19 protein-coding genes, 1 tRNA gene and 2 pseudogenes are annotated in these 20,399 nt (G+C 60.3%); 14 read left to right on the forward strand and 8 right to left on the reverse strand.

Annotated elements, in window-relative coordinates:
- Positions 1 to 43 precede the first annotated feature (43 nt).
- Together ACA046_RS24125 and ACA046_RS24130 are read left to right on the forward strand one after the other, a co-directional pair.
- Entirely contained in the window at positions 44 to 811 is a 768-nt protein-coding gene (locus ACA046_RS24125) for a helix-turn-helix transcriptional regulator (RefSeq protein ID WP_497675126.1), read from the forward strand.
- Positions 812 to 1,017: 206 nt separating this feature from the next.
- On the forward strand, positions 1,018 to 1,908 hold the full coding sequence (locus tag ACA046_RS24130; protein ID WP_497675127.1) for a DMT family transporter: 891 nt from the start codon (positions 1,018 to 1,020) through the stop codon (positions 1,906 to 1,908).
- Here ACA046_RS24130 and ACA046_RS24135 read toward each other — a convergent pair.
- Positions 1,902 to 2,189: an Rdx family protein gene (locus tag ACA046_RS24135; protein ID WP_167663663.1), complete on the reverse strand. Its 288-nt coding sequence runs from the start codon at positions 2,187 to 2,189 to the stop codon at positions 1,902 to 1,904. The two genes, ACA046_RS24130 and ACA046_RS24135, sit on opposite strands and share 7 nt — an antisense overlap.
- Before the next feature lie 83 nt (positions 2,190 to 2,272).
- On the opposite strand from ACA046_RS24135, the gene ACA046_RS24140 reads away from it, so the two are divergent.
- Positions 2,273 to 4,462: a patatin-like phospholipase family protein gene (locus ACA046_RS24140; RefSeq protein ID WP_497677132.1), complete on the forward strand. Its 2,190-nt coding sequence runs from the start codon at positions 2,273 to 2,275 to the stop codon at positions 4,460 to 4,462.
- A 297-nt stretch (positions 4,463 to 4,759) separates the two neighbouring features.
- Here the strand turns inward: ACA046_RS24140 and ACA046_RS24145 are convergent, their stop codons facing one another.
- Together ACA046_RS24145 and recQ are read right to left on the reverse strand one after the other, a co-directional pair.
- A complete protein-coding gene (locus tag ACA046_RS24145) occupies positions 4,760 to 5,194 on the reverse strand; it encodes a MarR family transcriptional regulator (protein WP_076015125.1) in 435 nt (144 codons plus the stop codon).
- A 121-nt stretch (positions 5,195 to 5,315) separates the two neighbouring features.
- Positions 5,316 to 7,442, reverse strand: coding sequence for a DNA helicase RecQ (gene recQ, locus ACA046_RS24150; protein WP_497675128.1), 2,127 nt, complete (start codon positions 7,440 to 7,442; stop codon positions 5,316 to 5,318).
- Positions 7,443 to 7,772: 330 nt separating this feature from the next.
- Here recQ and ACA046_RS24155 point away from each other — a divergent pair, with 330 nt between their 5' ends.
- Both ACA046_RS24155 and ACA046_RS24160 read left to right on the forward strand, forming a co-directional pair.
- Positions 7,773 to 8,360, forward strand: coding sequence for a UPF0149 family protein (locus ACA046_RS24155; RefSeq protein ID WP_017477430.1), 588 nt, complete (start codon positions 7,773 to 7,775; stop codon positions 8,358 to 8,360).
- Between the two features lie 20 nt (positions 8,361 to 8,380).
- Positions 8,381 to 8,764: a YbaN family protein gene (locus tag ACA046_RS24160; protein ID WP_459022962.1), complete on the forward strand. Its 384-nt coding sequence runs from the start codon at positions 8,381 to 8,383 to the stop codon at positions 8,762 to 8,764.
- Positions 8,765 to 8,919: 155 nt separating this feature from the next.
- Here the strand turns inward: ACA046_RS24160 and ACA046_RS24165 are convergent, their stop codons facing one another.
- Positions 8,920 to 9,606, reverse strand: coding sequence for an HAD-IA family hydrolase (locus ACA046_RS24165; protein WP_177043010.1), 687 nt, complete (start codon positions 9,604 to 9,606; stop codon positions 8,920 to 8,922).
- A gap of 136 nt (positions 9,607 to 9,742) precedes the next feature.
- Between ACA046_RS24165 and ACA046_RS24170 the strand changes: the two genes are divergently transcribed.
- Positions 9,743 to 10,099: a DUF2784 domain-containing protein gene (locus tag ACA046_RS24170; RefSeq protein ID WP_497675129.1), complete on the forward strand. Its 357-nt coding sequence runs from the start codon at positions 9,743 to 9,745 to the stop codon at positions 10,097 to 10,099.
- Here ACA046_RS24170 and ACA046_RS24175 read toward each other — a convergent pair.
- Positions 10,086 to 11,055: pseudogene (locus tag ACA046_RS24175) on the reverse strand (SDR family oxidoreductase). The gene ACA046_RS24170 and the pseudogene ACA046_RS24175 sit on opposite strands and share 14 nt — an antisense overlap.
- 96 nt (positions 11,056 to 11,151) lie before the next feature.
- On the opposite strand from ACA046_RS24175, the gene ACA046_RS24180 reads away from it, so the two are divergent.
- The 5 genes and pseudogenes from ACA046_RS24180 (at position 11,152) to ACA046_RS24200 (ending at position 14,032) form a co-directional block, all read left to right on the forward strand.
- Positions 11,152 to 12,036, forward strand: a complete 885-nt coding sequence (locus ACA046_RS24180) for a LysR family transcriptional regulator (protein WP_497675130.1) — start codon at positions 11,152 to 11,154, stop codon at positions 12,034 to 12,036.
- 54 nt (positions 12,037 to 12,090) lie between these two features.
- The gene (locus ACA046_RS24185) at positions 12,091 to 12,669 is read left to right on the forward strand and encodes a DUF4337 domain-containing protein (protein ID WP_318302185.1); all 579 of its coding nucleotides are present in this window, start codon (positions 12,091 to 12,093) and stop codon (positions 12,667 to 12,669) included.
- 78 nt (positions 12,670 to 12,747) lie between these two features.
- Positions 12,748 to 12,903: pseudogene (locus ACA046_RS24190) on the forward strand (M24 family metallopeptidase); the annotation flags it as partial.
- Between the two features lie 30 nt (positions 12,904 to 12,933).
- On the forward strand, positions 12,934 to 13,287 hold the full coding sequence (locus ACA046_RS24195; protein ID WP_497675131.1) for a gamma-glutamylcyclotransferase family protein: 354 nt from the start codon (positions 12,934 to 12,936) through the stop codon (positions 13,285 to 13,287).
- Positions 13,288 to 13,354: 67 nt separating this feature from the next.
- Positions 13,355 to 14,032 carry a T6SS immunity protein Tli3 family protein gene (locus ACA046_RS24200; protein WP_497675132.1) on the forward strand — a complete coding sequence of 226 codons (678 nt, stop codon included), beginning with the start codon at positions 13,355 to 13,357 and terminating at the stop codon, positions 14,030 to 14,032.
- Between the two features lie 75 nt (positions 14,033 to 14,107).
- Here the strand turns inward: ACA046_RS24200 and ACA046_RS24205 are convergent.
- A tRNA-Ser gene (locus ACA046_RS24205) sits at positions 14,108 to 14,197 on the reverse strand.
- Between the two features lie 333 nt (positions 14,198 to 14,530).
- On the opposite strand from ACA046_RS24205, the gene ACA046_RS24210 reads away from it, so the two are divergent.
- The 3 genes from ACA046_RS24210 (at position 14,531) to ACA046_RS24220 (ending at position 17,291) form a co-directional block, all read left to right on the forward strand.
- Entirely contained in the window at positions 14,531 to 15,220 is a 690-nt protein-coding gene (locus tag ACA046_RS24210; protein ID WP_459022974.1) for a crotonase/enoyl-CoA hydratase family protein, read from the forward strand.
- 215 nt (positions 15,221 to 15,435) lie between these two features.
- Complete coding sequence (locus tag ACA046_RS24215; RefSeq protein WP_497675133.1) at positions 15,436 to 16,191, forward strand: lysophospholipid acyltransferase family protein; 756 nt, start codon at positions 15,436 to 15,438, stop codon at positions 16,189 to 16,191.
- A gap of 128 nt (positions 16,192 to 16,319) precedes the next feature.
- A complete protein-coding gene (locus ACA046_RS24220) occupies positions 16,320 to 17,291 on the forward strand; it encodes a magnesium and cobalt transport protein CorA (protein ID WP_459022978.1) in 972 nt (323 codons plus the stop codon).
- Positions 17,292 to 17,421: 130 nt separating this feature from the next.
- On the opposite strand, the gene ACA046_RS24225 is transcribed toward ACA046_RS24220, so the two are convergent.
- Positions 17,422 to 18,150: an amidotransferase gene (locus ACA046_RS24225; protein ID WP_008434897.1), complete on the reverse strand. Its 729-nt coding sequence runs from the start codon at positions 18,148 to 18,150 to the stop codon at positions 17,422 to 17,424.
- 92 nt (positions 18,151 to 18,242) lie between these two features.
- Complete coding sequence (locus ACA046_RS24230) at positions 18,243 to 20,390, reverse strand: 3-hydroxyacyl-CoA dehydrogenase NAD-binding domain-containing protein (protein WP_497675134.1); 2,148 nt, start codon at positions 20,388 to 20,390, stop codon at positions 18,243 to 18,245.
- Between the last annotated feature and the right edge of the window lie 9 nt (positions 20,391 to 20,399).

The following is a 20,399-nucleotide window of genomic DNA, read 5'->3' on the forward strand; positions in this document are numbered from 1 at the left end:
CGGGCGAAGCGATGTAAACTGCGGGCCTGCCCAGGAGACTGCGATGAGACCCAACCTCACGCTACGCCACTACGTCGAAGAGCCCATCGCCCACAGCCATGACCACGCGCAGCTGGTGTTCGGCCTGTCCGGGCATCTGGACTTCGAGGTGGATGGCCGTGGCAGCCAGGTGCAACACAGCAGCGTGATGGTGCTGCCCTACGCCGCTCATCACGCGTGTATCAGCCGCGATGGCAGCCGCTGCCTGGTGCTGGACGTGCCCGATGAGCACTGGTTGGCGCAGTCCCTCGGGGAGCATGCCGACGCCAGCCGGCGCTTGCTCGACCGGTCCGCCCACCTCACCCTCGACAATCGCCAAACCCAACTGGTGCAGTGGCTGGCGAGCAGCCCGGTGGACGATCCGTTGATCGCCCAGCAAGGCGCCGTGTTACTGCTCGCCAGCCTGAATTTCGTACAGCCGCTGGCGATCAAGCGCCTGCCGTATGCCGCGTTCGATGCGCACATCCAGCGGCACGCCGCACACCCACTGCAAGTGGCCGACCTGGCGAAGATCGCCGACCTGTCCGTCGCCCGTCTGCATGCGCGGTTTATCGCGGAGTGCGGGCAAACGCCGATGGACTACATCCGTACCCGGCGCTTGCAGATGGCGCGCGACCTGTTGCGCAACAGCCAATTGCCCATCGGCGAGATTGCCGCGCGGGTTGGCTATGGATCGCAAAGTGCTTTTGCTGCGGCGATGTTGCGCGAGTTTGGCCTCTCGCCCCGAGCCTTCAGACAAGCACCGCCCAGTGTAGGAGCTGTCGAGCCTTAGCGAGGCTGCGATGCAGGCTCCGCGGTCCAGCAGGCACACCGTGGCGCCCCCTTCGCAGCCTCGCCAAGGCTCGACAGCTCCTACAGTTGATCCAGGCTGCTTTTGGCGCAAGAGCCCTGCGACAAAACCCGCGAGCCCAACGACAGACGCAAATGCCTACAACCCTCTAGACTGCGATCCTGTAAACCCGTCGTTTAAGGATCGCAATGACTCCCCGCACAGCCCTCGGCGCCCTGCATATCGGCGCATTGATGTTTGGCCTCACTGGCGTGTTCGGCAAACTGGCGGCCGCCTCGCCGGCAATCATCGTGTTCGGACGCGCCGCCTTCGCGGTGCTTGCCCTGGCGATCTTCGCGCGTTTCGCCAGCAACACCACCTGGCAGAAGCTGCAAGCCCGCGACTGGCGCCGCCTGCTGGTCAGCGGCCTGTTGCTGGCCGGGCATTGGGTGAGTTTCTTTATTGCGGTGAAGGTCGCGGGTGTCGCCATCGCCACCTTGGGCTTCGCCACCTTCCCGGCCTTTACGGTGATCCTCGAAGGCCTGATTTTCCGCGAGCGGATACGCGCCAATGAAATCCTGCTGGTGGTGCTGGTGAGCATCGGCCTGGTGCTGGTCACGCCGGACTTCAACCTCGCCAGCCAGGCCACCAGCGGTCTGTTGTGGGCGGTTGGCTCCGGCTTGCTGTTCTCGCTGCTCTCACTGAACAACCGCGCCAGTGGGGGCATTCCGCCGGTGCAGGCGGCCTTGTGCCAGAACGTCGTGGTAGCGCTGTGCCTGTTGCCGGTGGCTGCGCCTGAACTGGCGCAGGTGCGCGCATTGGACTGGCTGTGGATCGGCCTGCTGGGTGTGTTTTGCACGGGTCTGGCCCACAGCCTGTTTGTCGCCAGCCTCGCGGTGCTCAAGGCGCGCACCGCCGCGGTGGTATTTGCCATGGAGCCGGTGTACGGCATCACTATGGCCTGGCTGCTGTTTGCCGAAACCCCGACCCTGCGCATGCTGATGGGCGGCGCGCTGATCATCGTCGCCATCGTGGTGTCCGGCCTGATGGGCAGCGCCAAACCAGCCAAGCAGCCGGCCACCACGGCCGAGGTTCACTGAGTACGGTCGTTGTGCCCCAGGTCCCGTTGCGGGTCGATCTGGTCGCGCACCCGTTGCTTGAGCACCTTGGCTTCCGGAAAGCCGCCATCCGCCTTGCGCTCCCAGATCTGCACGCCATCGCAAGTGATGCGAAACGCACCGCCAGTGGCCGGCTCCAGGGCCACTTTGCCGAGGTCATCGGCGAACGTGCTCAACAGCTCCTGGGCCAGCCAGGCGGCGCGCAGCAGCCACTGACACTGGGTGCAATAAGTAATGACAATCTCGGGTTTGGCCACTGACATGAATTGAATGGCTCCTGCTTGGCGGGTTGAAAGGATCGAGTGGCTATAATACCGGCCTTTATCGTCCAGCCTTGAGATTGATGATGCGCCGCCTGTTGTCCTGCCTGTTGCTGTGCCTGCTCCCTGTCCTCGTCCAAGCCGTCGAAAACCCGCGCCCGAAGATCGGCCTGGTGCTTTCCGGCGGTGCCGCCCGTGGCCTGGCGCACATTGGTGTGCTCAAGGCCCTGGAAGAACAAGGTATCCACATCGATGCGATTGCCGGCACCAGCATGGGCGCGGTGATCGGCGGGCTGTATGCCTCGGGCTACAAGATCGACGAGCTGGAAAAACTCGCACTGAACATCGACTGGAAGCTCGCCCTGTCCGACGCACCGCCACGGGAAGACGTGCCGTTCCGGCGCAAGCAGGATGACCGGGATTTCCTGGTCAAACAGAAACTCAGCTTTCGCGACGACGGCAGCCTCGGCTTGCCACTGGGGGTGATCCAGGGCCAGAACCTGGCCTTGCTGCTGGAAAGCATGTTCGCCCACAGCAGTAACACCCGGGATTTCGACAAGCTGCCCATCCCCTTCCGCGCCGTGGCCACCGACATTACCAGCGGTGAAAAGGTGGTGTTCCGAAAGGGCCACTTGCCCCAGGTGATCCGCGCCAGCATGTCGATCCCGGCGGTGTTTGCCCCGGTGGAACTGGATGGCCGGCTGCTGGTGGACGGCGGCATGACCGATAACATCCCGCTGGATGTGGCGCGGGAAATGGGGGTCGACATTGCCATCGTCGTCGACATCGGCACCCCACTGCGCTCGCGCAAGCAACTCAACACCGTGGTCGACGTGCTCAACCAGTCCATCACCCTGATGACCCGGCGCAATTCCGAAGAACAACTCAAGGCCCTGGCCCCCCGCGACGTGCTGATCCAGCCGTCATTGGCCGCCTACGGGGTGACGGATTTCGGCCGCGCCAAGGACATGATCGACGCCGGCTACCGCGCCACCCGCGCCCTCGATGTACGCCTGGCGCACCTGCGCCCGGCCGAGCCGGTGGACCCGTCCCTGGTGGCCGCCCGCACGCCCGGCGAGCGCAACCCGGTGATCACCGCGATCAAGGTGGAGAACGACTCCAAGGTGGGCGACGAGGTGATCCGCTATTACATCCGCCAGAACCTCGGCGAGCCCCTGGACATGACCCGCCTGCAAACCGACATGGGCACCCTGTACGGCCTGGATTACTTCGAGCAGGTGCAATACCGCGTGGTGAAAAAGGGCAAGGACAACACCCTGGTCATCAGCGCGCGGGGCAAGCGCAGCGGCACCGATTACCTGCGCCTGGGGCTCAACCTGTCGGATGACATGCGCGGCGACAGCGCCTTCAACCTCGGCGCCAGCTACCGCATGAATGGCATCAACCGCCTCGGCGCCGAATGGCTGACCCGGGTGCAGATCGGTGACAAGCAGGAGCTTTACAGCGAGTTCTATCAGCCGATGGACACCGGCTCGCGCTACTTCGTCGCGCCCTATATCAGTGCCCAGGCGCAAAACGTTGAGCTGATCGAAGACAACAACCCGATCTCCGAGTACCGCCTGGAACGCTACGGCTTCGGCCTGAACGTGGGCCGGCAGATCGGCAACAGCGGCGAGATTCGTTTCGGCGTCGGCGAGGCCTGGGGCAAGGCGGATGTACGCATTGGTGACCGGGATTCACCGAGCATCAACTTCAGCGAAGGCTTCTATGAGCTGAAGTACTCCTTCGACTCGTTCGACAACGTGTACTTCCCCCATACCGGTGAAGACATCGGCCTGGCCTTCCGTGAGTTCGAACCGGGACTGGGGTCGGACCAGCGCTATCGCCAGTGGGAGTTCAAGCTGGACAAGGCCATGAGCAGCGGGCCGGACACGCTGATCCTCGGCGGGCGTTATGGGCGCACTCTGGATAATTCGGACGTGGTGATTTCCAGCTTCTTGCTGGGTGGCGCCCGGCAGTTGTCGGGCTTTCGCGAGGATGCGATCGCCGGGCAGAACATCAGCCTGATGCGCGCGGTTTACTATCGCCGACTGACACCGCGGTCCTATTTACCGCTGGATTTCCCGCTGTACCTGGGCGCGTCACTGGAACGTGGGCGAGCGTGGAACAACGACAATGAGTACGACAGCGGGTACATCAACGCCGCCAGCATTTTCCTGGGGTTTGATACGCCGCTGGGGCCGTTGAATTTCAGTTACGGGTTTAACGATGACAATCAGCAGGCGGTGTATCTGAACCTGGGGCAGACGTTCTAAGTACCAGCCCTTTCAAGGTCTTTGGAAAAAGCCTCAAAACATGATCATTTTTTGACCAAAAGAGATGCTAACTGAACCAAATTCAACTCGTTTTTTTCTTAATTTCAGCCCGGAATAGGCGTAGGACGCGATTTAGGCAAAGACCTTGAAAGGGCTGGTTCTAAGTACGCCGCAAAACAAATGTGGGAGCGGGCTTGCTCGCGAAGGCGGTGTGTCAGTCAGCACATGCATTCACTGACACTCCGCCTTCGCGAGCAAGCCCGCTCCCACATGTTTTGATCTTCGGCGTTTCGAAAATCAGGACTTCTCGAGATTTCCGAGGATGTGTTCATGCACCCGCATGCACACCCGCAGATCCTCTTCATCGACGCCCACAAACAGCTCATGGCGCAAGGCCGTGGCGATGGTTTCAATCTGTTCGATCAACGGCTTCGCGGTGTCGCACAGTACGATGCGCTTGGCACGGCGATCTTCCACCACGGCCTGGCGTTGCACCAGGCCCTGGCCTTCCAGACTGTCGAGCAAACGCGCCAATGTGGGCCCTTCTACCCCGACACTTTGCGCCAGCTCACGCTGGGTAGGCGGTTCGGTAAAACGGGCCAGGTGCAGCAGCACCAGCCAGCGTGCCTGAGACAAGCCCAAACCTGCCAGGCGACGATCCAGCTCGGCACGCCAACCTCGAGACATCTGCGCCAACTGCATGCCAAAACGGTGTTGATCGGTTAACGGCATAAAAAACTCATGGATTAGACTGAAAATAAAGTGTGGCTAATTATTAGTCAGCTAAGCATGACCCATGCCAGTAGGCAAGACCCGGTATGTACTGATTCGTTACATTGTCGTAATTGGCACATCAAATCTCGAATTCCGACTGCAAAGCGGCCCTGACGCAGTACAAAACGCCTTCAGGCACACGCCCGGTAAACAGCGGCGCAATCTCGGAAACCGGTGGCAATTCGCCTTCTCCGTCCAGGAATGCATCCTGGATTTCGCCGAGCAAATCTTCCGGCAAATCAAGCGCCTGCTCCAACGACAACTGCTGCTTGCCGATGGACTCGGCGAGCAAGGTGTAGACGTTCTTTTCCGAGCACTGCAACTGCCCGGCGATCTGGATTGGGGTCATGCCGGCACGGGCCAGGCTGATCAGCTCGTGGCGGATATCGGCGACCTCTTTCGGCGCCTCGACCTGGCCGCCGAGCACTTCGAGGAACGCCTGGCCATAACGCTCCAGCTTGCGCGCACCGACGCCGCTGACCCTGCCCATTTCGCCCAAGGTGGTGGGATGCTCGCGGAGCATTTCCAGCAAGGTGGAGTCGGGGAAGATGACGTACGGCGGAACGCTGTGTTCCTGGGCGAGCTTCTTACGCAGCGCACGCAAGGCTTCCCACTGTTCGCGCTCTTCGAAGCGCACCAGTTGGCTGGCCTGGCTGGTGCTGGATTTGGGGGTGGTTTGCGGCTTGAGGTCGCGGCGCAGCTCCAGGCTGACTTCGCCCTTGAGCAGCGGCCGGCAACTGTCATTCAGGCGCAGACCGCCGTAGCCTTCAAGGTCGATGTCTACCAGGCCACGGGCGACCATCTGCCGGAACAGCGAGCGCCATTCGCCTTCAGCGCGGTCTTTGCCGACGCCGTAGACCGAGAGCTTTTCGTGGCCGAAGCTGCGAATCTTTTCGTTGTCCTTGCCCAGCAACACATCCACCAGATGGCCGACGCCATAGCGCTGGCCGGTGCGGTAGATCGCCGACAACGCCTGGCGAGCCGGTTCGGTGGCGTCCCAGGTCTGCACGCCGTCCACGCAATTGTCGCAATGGCCACACGGCTGCGGCATGTCTTCGTCGAAGTAGGCGAGCAAGGTCTGGCGACGGCAGCGGGTTTCTTCGCACAGCGAGAGCATGGCGTCGAGCTTGTGCTGTTCCAGGCGCTTGTGGCGCTCATCGCCTTCAGAGTTCTGCAGCATCTGCTTGAGCATCACCACGTCTTGCAGGCCGTAGACCATCCAGGCATCCGCCGGCAGGCCATCACGGCCCGCACGTCCGGTTTCCTGGTAGTACGCCTCGAGGGATTTGGGCAGGTCCATGTGGGCCACGAAGCGCACGTTGGATTTGTCGATGCCCATGCCGAACGCGATGGTAGCGACCATGATCAGGCCCTCCTCGTTGAGGAAGCGCTTCTGGTGATACGCCCGCAGCTCATTGGGCAGGCCCGCGTGATACGGCAGCGCCGGGTAGCCTTGCTCACTAAGGAATGCGGCGACCTCGTCGACCTTCTTGCGCGACAGGCAATAGACGATGCCGGCGTCGCTGCGCCGATCGGAAAGGAACGCCAGCAACTGCTTGCGCGGCTGTTCCTTGGGCACGATGCGGTAAAAAATATTCGGCCGGTCGAAGCTCGAGAGGAACCGTTCGGCGTTTTGCAGGTGCAGACGCTCGACGATTTCTTCGCGGGTGCGCTTGTCGGCGGTGGCGGTCAGGGCGATGCGCGGGACGTTGGGGAACAGCTCCGCCAATTGGCCCAGTTGCAGGTATTCGCGACGGAAATCGTGGCCCCATTGGGACACGCAGTGGGCTTCGTCGATGGCGAACAGGGAAATTTCCAGGCTCTGCAGGAACGCCAGCATGCGCGGCTGCACCAGGCGCTCGGGAGCGAGGTAAAGCATCTTCACTTCGCCGCGCTTGATGCGGGCGGCGAGGTCGCGTTGCTGTTCGGCGCTGAGGGTGGAGTTCAACGCGGCAGCCGCCACGCCGAGCTCTTCCAGGGTGGCCACCTGATCGTCCATCAAGGCGATCAACGGCGACACCACCACTGCAAGCCCCTCACGAAGGAGTGCCGGCACCTGGAAACACAGCGACTTGCCGCCGCCGGTAGGCATCAGTACCAGGGCGTCACCGCCGTTGGCCACGCGCTCAATGATTGCACCCTGGCGGCCACGAAAACTGTCGTAGCCGAAGATGTCCTTGAGGACGCGTTGAGCCTGCTCGAGCATGAAAAACTCCAAATATCGCCGAAATCCCTCTGTACAGGCTGGTCGAAAAAGCACGCTTGGGCGGGAAATAATCCGTAAGCGAACTTTTCCCGCGACTGGCGCTTGGCCTGTAGGGGCATCACAAAACGCGGCAGTATACCCGAGGGTCACCCGGCAAAGGGTGCCGTTGGTGAATTGCACAGGCCCATTAAATGGCCCGAAATGCTGGGAATTCATTCCGTCAGGCAGACCCAATTGTCCCCTTCGCGAGCAAGCCCGCTCCCACAAGCTGGCCTGGCAGCTCAAGAAAGCCTAGAATTGCCCATCGTTTATTCCCAAGGTAGTCCGTCAATGTCCTTCGCTGAGCAACTAACCCGCCTGCAAGCCTTCCTCGATGCCGATGAGCTGCACGACGAGGCGCTGGACTACGTGGCCGCCCACGGCTATCTGACCGCGCTGTCGATCTGCTCCGATGTCGTGCCTGATCGTGAATGGATCGACGCACTGTTCTCTGAAGAGCCTCACTACAGTGATGCCGCCCAGCGCGAAGAAATCGAATCCACCCTGCTGGCCCTCAAGGCTCACATTGGCCGCCAACTGGCGTCCGATGAAGAGTTCGAACTGCCTTGCGACCTGGACCTCGGTGAAGACCCGGACGATTCCGAACTGCGCGGCTGGTGCATCGGCTTCATGGAAGGTGTGTTCCTGCGTGAAGAGGCCTGGTTCGAAACGGCTGAAGAAGAAGTCAGCGAAATGCTGCTGCCGATCATGGTCGGTTCCGGCCTGTTCGACGAGCAACCTGAGTTCTCGGACATCGCCTCCGACGCCAACCTGATGGACGACATGATCGTTCAGATCCCGGAAGCGCTGACCGCCCTGTACCTGCTGTGCAACGCACCTGACGAAAAGCCGGCGATCCTCAAGCCTCGCCACCACTAAGACCGTTGCCCGTGGCGCCCATGGGCAATCGCTCTGTGATCACGCGCTACGTTCTGCTGGCCATCGGCTGGCTGAGCGTAGTGCTTGGGGTGATCGGCATATTCCTGCCGGTGCTGCCCACGACTCCCTTCCTTCTGCTGGCTGCCGCCTGCTTCGCCCGTAGCTCCCCGCGCTTCTATCAATGGCTGGTGGAACACCCGCGCCTGGGGCCGTGGATCCGTGACTATCTGGATGGCAATGGGATTCCGCTCAAGGGCAAGGTGTATGCCATTGGGTTGATGTGGGTGAGTATCGGGTTTTCCTGCTACCTGGTGCCGCTGGTTTGGGCGCGAGGGTTCATGCTGACCAGTGCGGTGTTGGTGACGGTTTATATTTTGCGGCAGAAGACATTGGCCAAGCGCTGAAGCACTCTCAAGGCGAATAGTGGACCTGTGGCGAGGGAGCTTGCTCACGCTGGAGTGCGCAGCGCTCCCGCTTTTCTGGGTCTGCTGCGCAGCCCAGCGGGAGCAAGCTCCCTCGCCACAAAAGCCCCCCACCAAAAAGGCTCACCGGCGGGCGTTTAGCGCATTGGCGGCAACCCATACGCCGCCAGATCAAACTCCGCCAACTTGCGAATAATTTGGTCAGCATGGTGGTACTTGCTGTCCGCCATCGCCTCATCCGGCACGGCAATCGCGGTCATGTGCGCAGCCTTCGCCGCCGTCACGCCAAACGGCGAATCCTCAAACACCAGGCAATCCTCTGGCGCCACACCCAACCGGCGCGCCGCCGTCAGGAAGATATCCGGCGCAGGCTTCGCAGCTCCCACTTCCGGGTCATCCGCGGTCACGATGGTGTCGAACAGCCCAAACCACTCACGGTGCAACGTGGTTTTGTGACCAAACGAATTGCGCGACGAACTGGTGCCCACGGCAATCGGAATGTTATGCGCCTTCAAGTGCCGCACCAGCGCTTCAGCGCCCGGCATGCCCAAGGCCTTGGGGAAACGCTCGCTCATCAACGGCTCGCGGATCACCAGGAATTCTGCGGGCGTAATCGGCAGGTCCAGGGCCTTGACCACGTAATCCGCCAGGTCCTGGGCGCCGCGACCAATGATGTGCTGCTTGATCCCCCAGTCATAGGTACGGCCGTAACGTTCGGCGATGATCTGCGTGACTTCGGTGTAGATGCCTTCTGTGTCCAGCAACAACCCGTCCATATCGAAAATGACAGCCTTGATCGGGACAGCGGTACGCGGTGCATTCATCACTACAGATCCGTGGGCAAAAGGACTAAAAGGATTCAGCACAATAACGGCCCGCCTTGCCTGCAGGCAACCGTTAAGCTTCCGACCGGCTGTCCTGCCCTTTAGAATATCTGCCTTACCCATGGAAGTGCCCCCAATGCTCTACCGCCTTTGCGCCGACGGCCTGGTACTGTTTCATTTGTCGTTTATTCTGTTCGTGCTGTTTGGCGGTTTGCTCGCCCTCAAATGGCGGCCCGTGATGTGGCTGCATTTGCCCGCTGCTGCCTGGGGCGTTGCGGTGGAAGTGTTCCACCTGCCCTGCCCGCTGACCCGCTGGGAGAACCTGTTTCGTCATTTGGCCGGGCAGGATGGTTATGGCGGCGGCTTCATCGAGCATTACATCCTGACCCTGATTTATCCGGCCGGGCTGACGCCGCAGATTCAATTGGGGCTGGGCGCGCTGGTGCTGTTGATCAACATCGCGGTGTATGTGCGCCTGATCAGTCGCTCCTAGGCAGGCAACCAATACCAACTAACGTCGCCTCAACCGCCTCGTCCAACGGTGTGTGGGGTTCGCTGCACAGCACCTGCACCAAATGACGGTTATCCATGCGCACCTCGGTTTGCCACAGGTAGCGCATTTCCTGCATCTCGCGGAAGGTGGTGACAAAGGGCGCGGCCAGTTTCAGCAGCCACCATGGGAAAGCCCTGACAGAAGGGCTGGCGGCCCGTCCTGCGTGACACCACCCGCTGAATCGCCTGGCTCATCTGCCGCCCATCAGCGTCTATGTGCCCCGCCATATGAAAACGGGCGAAGGCATCAAGGGTGTCGCGGCGTGCAATCAACTCGACCATGGTTCTCGCCACGTCAGGCAGGTAAGCCCACTGATGCCCCACGCCTGGCGCCCCTGGATAGCTCACGTTGGCCACCGGCTTTGCGGGCTTGACCAAGCCTTGGGAAAACCAGCTGCTGCCGGCCTTGGCGCCGAAAAAATCGCCTGCCCGCACGATCAACACCCGGGCGCCCCGTTGGGTAGCCTCAAGCAAACGCTGCTCCATCTCCACCCGGATCGCGCCCTTGCGGGTAAGTGGATGCTGCGGCGAATCTTCCTCCAACCGCGCAAATGCATCAGGCCCGAAGTTGTACACCGTACCCGGCAGGACAATTGTCGCCCCTTCAGCGATTGCCGCCGCGATGCTGTTATCGATCATCGGCAACACCAGCTCTGACCAGCGCTGATAACCAGGCGGGTTGACCGCATGCACGATCACCGAACACCCCTTGGCCGCCGCGACGACTTCCTCACGGTTCAGCGCATCACCTTTTATCCAGGTGAAATCGGCGTTCTGCTTGTGGGCCTTATCCATATCCCTCGTCAGGGCGCACACCTGCCAGCCGGCAGCAAACAACTGCCGCGCCACTTCGCCACCAACCCCGCCTGTCGCGCCCAACACCAGAACCTTGTTCATGCTTTTTCCCCTGATGGTTGTTTGATGCAGCGATTCTGTTCGCCGGCAGGCTATAGAGGAATTGCCGAAGATGATCCAGACGCTATACATTTATGCATGGCATCAACTATTGGTTGGGAGCTTTACCGGTCGTTCCTCGGGGTACTCAAGGAAGGATCGTTGTCGGGGGCCGCACGGCAGCTCGGCATCACTCAACCCACCGTCGGGCGGCACATCGCTGCGTTGGAGAAATCCCTGAACGTGGTGCTGTTCACCCGTTCCGCCAGTGGCCTGCTGCCCACGGCGGTCGCCCTCACGCTACGCACCCGCGCCGAAACCATGGAGACCACCGCCGCCGCCCTTGAACGAGCCGCTTCGCCCCAAGGCCCCGAAGTACGCGGCGTGGTGCGGGTGTCCGCCAGCGAAGTGATCGGCGTTGAAGTCCTGCCGCGGATCATCACCCGCCTGCGCCAGCAGCACCCGCACCTCAAGGTCGAACTGGTGCTGAGCAACCGCCTGCTGGACCTGCTGCAACTGGAGGCCGACATCGCCGTGCGAATGGTCCGACCCAGCCAGGAACAACTGCTGGCGAAACGCATCGGCGTTATCGAAGTCGGCCTGCACGCACGCAACGACTACCTGCAACAACACGGCACGCCCCAGAGCCTGAATGACCTGACGGCCCACTCAGTCATCGGCTACGACCAGGAAAGCGCCTTCATCCGCAGCCTAGCCGTCAAAGGCTTCGACCGCAGCGCCTTTTCCCTCAGCAGCGACAGCGACCTCGCACAACTGGCCCTGATCCGCGCCGGCGCCGGCATCGGTGGCTGCCAGGTCAAACTGGCCCGGCAAGACACCCGCCTGAGCCGGGTCCTGCCGGACGCATTTGCCCTGCAACTGGACACCTGGGTCACCATGCACGAAGACCTGCGCAACAGCCCGCGTTGCCGCGTCACCTTTGATGCCCTGGTGACCGGTTTGCAGCATTACGTACAGGATTGAGACAGCTTCACTGGTGAAGAATCAGACTCCCTCAGTCCCTTCATAGACGCCCCTATGTCCGAAGCCTTCGAAGTCCCCAGCCCCCACGAAAAACACGTCGAACACACCACCGAACATGCCCACGGTCGCGGGGACAATTTCGCCAGCCGCATTGCCGTGATGACCGCCATCATGGCCACCGTCGGCGCCATGCTCAGCTACCAGGCCGGCTCCACTGAAAGCGAAGCGGCGATGGACAAAAACAACGCCGCCATCTTCAAGACCGAAGCTGCCAACCAGTGGAACTACTACCAGGCCAAATCCAGCCGGCAGAACCTTGCGGAACTGGCCACGCATATTCCCGGGGTTGATGCGGCGCACTACAGCGACGAGATCCAACGCTACAAAACCCAGAAGGAAGAAGTACGCAAACAAGCGGAAAAGCTCGAGGCGACGTCGAAGGAATGGGATGAAAAGTCAGAGCAGGCATTGCATCAACATCACCGCTGGGCGCAGGCGATGACCGCGATTCAGATCGCGATTTCGTTGGCGGCGATCACCTTGCTGACACGTAAGGAATGGTTGAAGCGCATGGCGTATACCGCTGGTGGCGTGAGTGTGGTGTTGGGCGGGATGGCGTGGCTGCATATTTGAGGTCACCCGCTCAGCACCTTGGCACCAACACCCTCACAGCCTTCAACCAACACTCCGACGGCAGCCCGGTGCTAGGAGAAACGGCACCGCGTCAGCGATTTCCCCTTTGCGATTTATCGAGGCGGTGATATTCGGGACTTTGACCAGTATCCTAATGAAGGACTTTGGATCCGGGATATCCAGATAGCGCACCCGAGCGAGGCTTATGGTGCGTTTTACGAAGATTTGTTGGCTGAACCCTTAACGCTCTATCAAGGAAGTGAAATGGAACGCTCGACCGAATTTCCCGTGCTGTTGTTTTCTTACGGCACGTTGCAGGACAAGGCTGTGCAGTTGGCCAACTTTGGTCGGGAGTTGGTGGGCCAGCAGGATGCGATGCTGGGGTATTCGACAAGTTGGGTGGAGATTACCGATCCTGAGGTGTTGGCGGCCAGTGGCAAGACTCATCATCCGATTGTTTCACCGAGCGGGCGGGATGAGGACAGTGTTGAGGGGATGGTGTTTCAGATTACCGAGAAGGAACTTGCAGCGGCGGATGCGTATGAAGTGTCGGACTATAAGCGGGTTTCGGTGGGGTTGGCTTCGGGGTTGACGGCTTGGGTCTATGTGCAGGCTTGAGAAGGTGCGGCTCTTCAATCGGGGCAATTTCCCGCAGATCACTCGGAAAGCGTGCACTGCCGGATCTGTGAAGCTGTCGTTCCTGATCTCGTGCGCGTTACTCGCGGCCTGCAGCAATACCCCCGAGCCGGTCCAGTATCTGCCTGGCCGAGTCATCTACCGCATCGACTCCTCGCGCTTCTTCGAGATCGACCAGACCACCCTCAAGCTCTGCAACGGCTCTGCACCTTCCATCGCCGACTCAGGCGACATGGTGTACTACACCGACACCCGACTCGGCATTCATAGCCCGGTAGCGCGATTTGGCTCGTTCAATGGTATTACCGTTCGGGGCAAAGGCGCCCCATTGATGATTGATGCTGCCAACTCGAACTACCTGGCCATTCCAATTGTTCGTCCACCGAGTTTCAGCAACGGTGGAGGCGGTCTGCCGCGCCTGTATTTTTCCCAGGATGCCGGGCGCACCTGGCTGCGCGTCACTGCGCCCATGTACCTGGAAAACCCGGACGGGACCTGGCTTACCGGCTCCATCCTTTCGGTCGAAGGCCCCCTCCTGTTCGGAGCCGCGCAGATAGATATCTCCTTGAACTACGAATCGCTCAAGGACAATTCTCCCTATTCGAGGCTGTCTTACCCACAACGCTGGCAACGTACCGAAAACCGTCTCACGCCCGGGTACTTCGAGCCTCCTCGCCAAGCGCCTATTGATGATCGGTTCAATTGCGCGACCGGGGATAAGCCATAACAGGCTTTTTTGTCCCGCAGAAAACACAAAACCCCTGGTTTCTCTCGAAACCAGGGGTTTTGTTTACATCGAATTTGGCGGTGAAGGAGAGATTCGAACTCTCGATACAATTTCTTGTATACACACTTTCCAGGCGTGCTCCTTAAGCCACTCGGACACTTCACCGTATCTCGTCAAACTGATTCAGTCTGTCGAGGCGCGCTAATGTAGTCGAAAGCTTTTCCGATGGCAAAGGTTTTTTTCAGAATTTTCATGCGCTTAGGCGGTTATGCCGTTCCAGACCTCTCCGGTGCCATGCACACCAAGGCGATTCTGCCATTCTCGGGCACTCGCGGCGCTTGTCTATAGTAGCTGCTGCGCCTTGCCGAAGGCCGCCTGCGGGCGGGCATGAGGGAAAAGTCTGACTGGGTAGTCAGTCACGGCGCTTTACCAGGGCGGGCGTGGTGGGTAACGTCTGCCGTCTGTCCTTCTATTACAAGCATTACAAGGAATCGCGTCATGAGTGAGTTGATTGCCTACCACCTCGAAGACGGTATCGCGACCCTGACCCTGAGCAACGGCAAGGTGAATGCCATTTCGCCGGCAGTGGTCAGTGCGTTTAATGAAGCGCTGGATCAGGCCGAGAAAGATCGGGCGGTGGTGATCATCACGGGCACGCCGGGGATTTTGTCCGGTGGCTATGATTTGAAGGTGATGACCGCCGGCCCTAAAGAAGCGGTGAGCCTGGTGACGTCGGGTTCGACCCTCGCCCGCCGCCTGTTGTCGCACCCGTTCCCGGTGATCGTGGCGTGCCCAGGGCACGCGGTGGCCAAGGGGGCATTCCTGTTGTTGTCGGCGGATTACCGGATTGGTGTGGACGGGCCTTTCAGCATTGGCCTGAATGAAGTGATGATCGGCATGACCATGCACCACGCTGGTATCGAACTGGCGCGGGATCGTCTGCGTAAGTCGGCCTTCCACCGTTCGGTGATCAATGCCGAGATGTTTAACCCGCAGGACGCGTTGAGCGCCGGGTTCCTGGATAAGGTGGTCGCGCCGGAAGAATTGCAGGCCGCGGCGCTGGAAGCAGCTCGCCAACTGAAGAAGATCAATATGAACGCCCACAAGCACACCAAGCTGAAGGTGCGTAAGGCGCTGCTGGATGCGCTGGATGACGCGATCATTCAGGACCAAGGCCACCTGGGTTAATCAAACCTACGCCTGCTGAATAGAAGCCCGACCTTGAGTCGGGCTTTTTCTTACAAAGAATTCCGGATTGCCTACAACCGCTCTAGGCGGTGTCTGTCACGGCACGTTGAAACATGCGCTTAAACATCGCCTATCTTCCGACTCTACAGGGGCAATTGCCGAATACAGTGCACATCCGTACACTGCGCCACCTTTTGTCCCGATGGGCTGTGTCGATGCTTTTTTTGTTACGCATGTTGTTGATGGGCCTGCATTTTATGATTGCGGGCGTGCTGGGCGTGCTACTGGGGATCTGTCGGCCGTTCAATCCGGACAACAGCCGTTACTGCGCGCGCCTGTATGCCGTGCCGGCGATGTGGCTGTTGCGCCTGCGGGTGAAGGCTGAGGTCGACTCGCTGCGCAACAAGCCCAGCAGTTGCGTGATCATCGCCAACCATCAGTCCAACTATGACCTGTTTGTGTTCGGCACCGTGGTGCCCTATCGCACGGTGTGTATCGGCAAGAAGAGCCTGAAGTGGGTGCCGTTGTTTGGGCAACTGTTCTGGCTGGCGGGCAATGTGTTGATTGACCGGGGCAATGCTCACAAGGCGCGGCGCTCAATGCTGACCACCACACACACCTTGCAGCATAAGGACACGTCGATCTGGGTGTTTGCGGAAGGTACACGCAACTTCGGCGAAACCCTGTTGCCGTTCAAGAAAGGCGCGTTCCAGATGGCGATCGCTGCGGGCGTGCCGATTGTGCAGGTATGTGTCAGCACGTACGTGAAGCAGATGAAGCTCAACCGCTGGAACAGCGGCAATATTCTGATTCGCTCGCTGCCGCCGATTCCCACGAAGGGGCTGACGATGGATGACATGCCGCTGTTAATGCAGACCTGCCGCGAGCAAATGAAATATTGTATTGAAGCAATGGACCGAGAGTTGGAAATCGCCCCCTGTAGGAGCGAGCTTGCTCGCGAAGGACGTTAACGATTACGCGCTCATTCTGGATTAACCCGCCGCTCTCAGGTTTTTCGCGAGCAAGCTCGCTCCTACAGAGGGCGCGTTCAGGCTAAGCTGCGCAACAACTGTCATCCAATAAAGAAGCGATCAGCACTATGGGTAGAGTTGTTGCGGCCGCCGTCTATAGCGCCGGAAAGAAAGTCACCGATATCACCCTCGACGAAGGCGCCGCGTGGGCCGCCAAGCCCGAGCATTTTGTGTGGATCGGCCTGGAAGAGCCCAATGCCCATGAGCTGGCCAACCTGCAACGCCAGTTCAACCTGCACGAACTGGCCATCGAAGACGCCCTGGAAAAACACAGCCGCCCCAAGCTTGAAACCTTCGGCGACGCGCTGTTTATCGTGACCTACTCGCCGGTACGCGATAACGGCAAGCTGGAGTTTATCGAGACCCATATCTTTGCCGGCAGCGGCTATATCATCACCGCCCGCAACGGCCACTCGGCGTCCTACGGCTACGTGCGCCAGCGTTGTGAGGCGCGGCCGCTGTTGCTGGAGCATGGGGAAGATTTCGTACTCTATGCGCTGCTGGATTTTGTTACCGAGAACTACCAGCCAGTGAGCGAGGCGATTCATGCCGAGGTCGATGAGCTGGAGCGCAACGTGTTGTGCAACTCCCTGAGTGAAGCGGATATCCAGAAGCTCCACGGCCTGCGCCGCGACGTGCTGCGGCTGAAGCGCTACGTGGCGCCGATGGTGGAGATCAGTCAGGAGTTGCAGAAGCTGAGCTTCCCGTTTATCGACAAGAACATGCGCCCGTACTTCCGCGATGTGCAGATTCACGTCACGCGGCAGATGGAAGACCTGACCACCCTGCGGGATATCGCCAGCCAGACCATCGAAATTGGGGTGCTGCTGGAAGCGTCGCGCCAAAGCGTGGTGCAACGCAAGTTTGCCGCATGGGCAGCGATTCTGGCGTTCCCGACGGCGGTGGCCGGGATCTACGGGATGAACTTCCAGAACATGCCGGAGCTGCAATGGCACTACGGCTATTTTGCGGTGCTGGGGTTTATTGGGGTGGGATGTACGAGTTTGTGGGCGAGTTTCAAACGTTCAGGCTGGCTGTAGGAAAACTGCTGTTGTGGCGAGGGAGCTTGCTCCCGCTGGGGTGCGAAGCTCCCCCAAAATCTTGCGGCTGCTGCGCAGCCGAGCGGGAGCAAGCTCCCTCGCCACAAAAAGCTGTCCAAACCCGAATTGATTAGGCCACGTCCGCTTTCGGTTTGTGCGCCACAAACCGCATCATCCATTCCGCTACGGTCACACCGTGGTGATCTCTTTCCAGACTGGCCACACCATTGGTGTAGACCTTCTCCCCCAGCGTTGTCTGAAGAATCTCCAGCAGCTCGCGGGAATAGTCGTGGATAAATTCCGGGTGGCCCTGGAAGCACAGCACCTGGTCTTCGATGTGGTACGCCGCAAACGGGCAGAACTCGCTGGAGGCGATCACCGTGGCGTTTTCCGGCAAGGTGGTGACCTGGTCCTGGTGGCTGATCAACAGCGTCAACTCTTCCACCACCGGGCTCATCCACGGTGCCTTGGCGTTCAGTTTGTAGTCATGGATACCCATGCCCCAACCCTTGGTCGCCCGCTCGGTCTTGCCGCCCAACAACAGCGCCAGCAACTGGTGGCCGAAGCAGATGCCGATCAGTTTGTCGCCGCGGGCATGGCGGTCCAGCAGGTAGGTCTTGAGGGTCTGGATCCAGGGATCGGTGCCGAAAGAGTCAGCTTTGCTGCCCGTCACCAGGTACGCGTCGAACACTTCTTCATCCGCCGGGTATTCACCCTGCACCACGTTATAGATGACGAATTCCGCGGCAATCGGCTGTTTGGAAAACAGGCGCTTGAACATCTGCCCGTACCCTTGGTACTGATCGATCAGTCCAGGACGCAGGATATCGGTTTCCAGGATGCACACGCGTAACGACATAAAAAATACCTGACACGGCGATGGGAATAATGAACACCCCCAAAGCCTGCCTTGAAATACCCTTCTAAGGCAAGCCCGCTCCCACATTTCGATCACCGAAACGCTTCACCCTTTGCGGCTTTCTCCAACAGCAGCGCCGGTGGCGTGAAGCGCTCACCGTATTGCTCGGCCAGGTAACGGGCGCGGGCGATGAAGTCGTTCAGGCCGTACTGGTTGATGAACTGCAGCGCCCCGCCGCTCCAGGCGGCAAAGCCGATACCGAAGATCGAGCCGACGTTGGCATCCGCCGTCGACATCAACACGCCCTCCTCCACACAACGCACGGTTTCGATGGCCTGAATGAACAGCAAGCGGTCACGCACGTCCTGGGCCGAGATCCGTTGCTCGGGCTTTTCAAAGCGGCTTTTCAACTCCGGCCACAGGTGCTTCTGCCCGCCCGCCGGGTAATCGTAGAAGCCACCACCCGCGGCCTTGCCCGGGCGTTTGTATTCGTTGAGCAACAGGTCGATTACGGCAAATGCCGGATGCTGGGGTAACGGCTTGCCCTCGACCTGTAGGTCCTTGGCCGTCTGCTGGCGGATATGGCTCATCAGGCTGAGGGAAACTTCATCAGAGACCGCCAGCGGTCCCACAGGCATGCCGGCCTTGCGTGCCTCGGTCTCGATCATCGGCGCCGCCACGCCTTCGCCAAGCATGGCGATGCCTTCGTTGGTGAAGGTGCCGAACACCCGCGAGGTGAAGAAGCCGCGGCTGTCGTTGACCACAATCGGGGTTTTCTTGATTTGCAGGACGAAATCGAAACCTCGGGCCAGGGTTTCGTCGCGGGTGTGGGTCCCCTTGATGATTTCCACCAGGGGCATTTTGTCCACCGGGCTGAAGAAGTGCAGGCCGATAAACTTGCCCTGGTCGGGCACCGCCGTGGCCAGGCCGCTGATGGGCAAGGTGGAGGTGTTGGAGGCGATGACTGCGTCGGCCCCCACCACGCTTTGCGCAGCAGCCGAGACCTTGGCCTTGAGTTCCCGGTCTTCGAAGACGGCTTCGATGATCAGGTCGCAGCCGGCGAGGTCGGCATCGGATTCGGTCGGAATAATCCGCGCGAGGATGGTTTCCCGCTGCTCTGTGGTCAATTGCCCACGGCCGACCTTCTTGTCGAGCAACGCTGCCGAGTGGGCCTTGCCCTTCTGCGCCGCCGCCAGGTTGACATCCTTCAGCACCACCTCAACGCCCGCCGAGGCACTGACGTAAGCAATGCCCGCGCCCATCATCCCGGCGCCAAGCACACCGACCTTGCGTGTCACATACGGCGCGAAACCCTTGGGTCGCGAGCTGCCGGCGTTGATTTCATTGAGCTGGAACCAGAAGGTGCCAATCATGTTTTTCGCCACTTGCCCGGTGACCAGTTCGGTGAAGTAGCGGGTTTCGATCAGGTGCGCGGTGTCGAAATCCACTTGGGCGCCTTCCACGGCGGCGCAGAGGATTTTCTCCGGGGCCGGGAAGCAGCCGTTGGTTTTGGCGCGCAGTATCGATGGCGCAATGGCGAGCATTTGCGCGACTTTCGGGTTGGACGGCGTGCCGCCAGGGATCTGATAACCCTTGATGTCCCAACGCTGTTTCGCCTCGGGATTGGCGAGAATCCATGCCCGGGACTTGGCCAGCAACTCGTCACGATCTGCCGCCAGCTCGTCAATCAATCCAGCTTGCAGCGCCTGTTGCGGCGTAGTCTTTTTGCCTTCCAGCAAGTAGGGCAAGGCCTTTTCCAGCCCGAGCATCCGCACCATGCGCACGACACCGCCGCCACCCGGCAGCAGGCCGAGGGTGACTTCCGGCAGGCCGATCTGTACCGACTTGTGGTCCAGCGCCACGCGGTGTTGGCACGCCAGGCAAATCTCCCAGCCACCGCCCAGTGCCGCGCCGTTGATGGCGGCCACTACCGGTTTGCCGAGGGTTTCCAGGGCGCGCAGTTGCGCCTTTAGCACCAGCACGCTGTGGTAGAAATCCTTGGCGTGGGGCTTGTCGACCTTGATCAATTCATTGAGGTCACCGCCGGCAAAGAAGGTCTTTTTCGCCGAGGTGATAATCACGCCCGCAATCGAATCCTTCTCGGCCTCCAGGCGGACGACGGCGGCCGCCATGGCTTCGCGGTACACCCCGTTCATGGTGTTGGCGCTCTGGCCGGGCATGTCGATGGTCAGCACCACGATCTGGTCCTGGCCTTTTTCGTAACGAATGGCATCGGTCATGACTGATTC

This window comes from Pseudomonas sp. LBUM1641 (assembly GCF_059716235.1).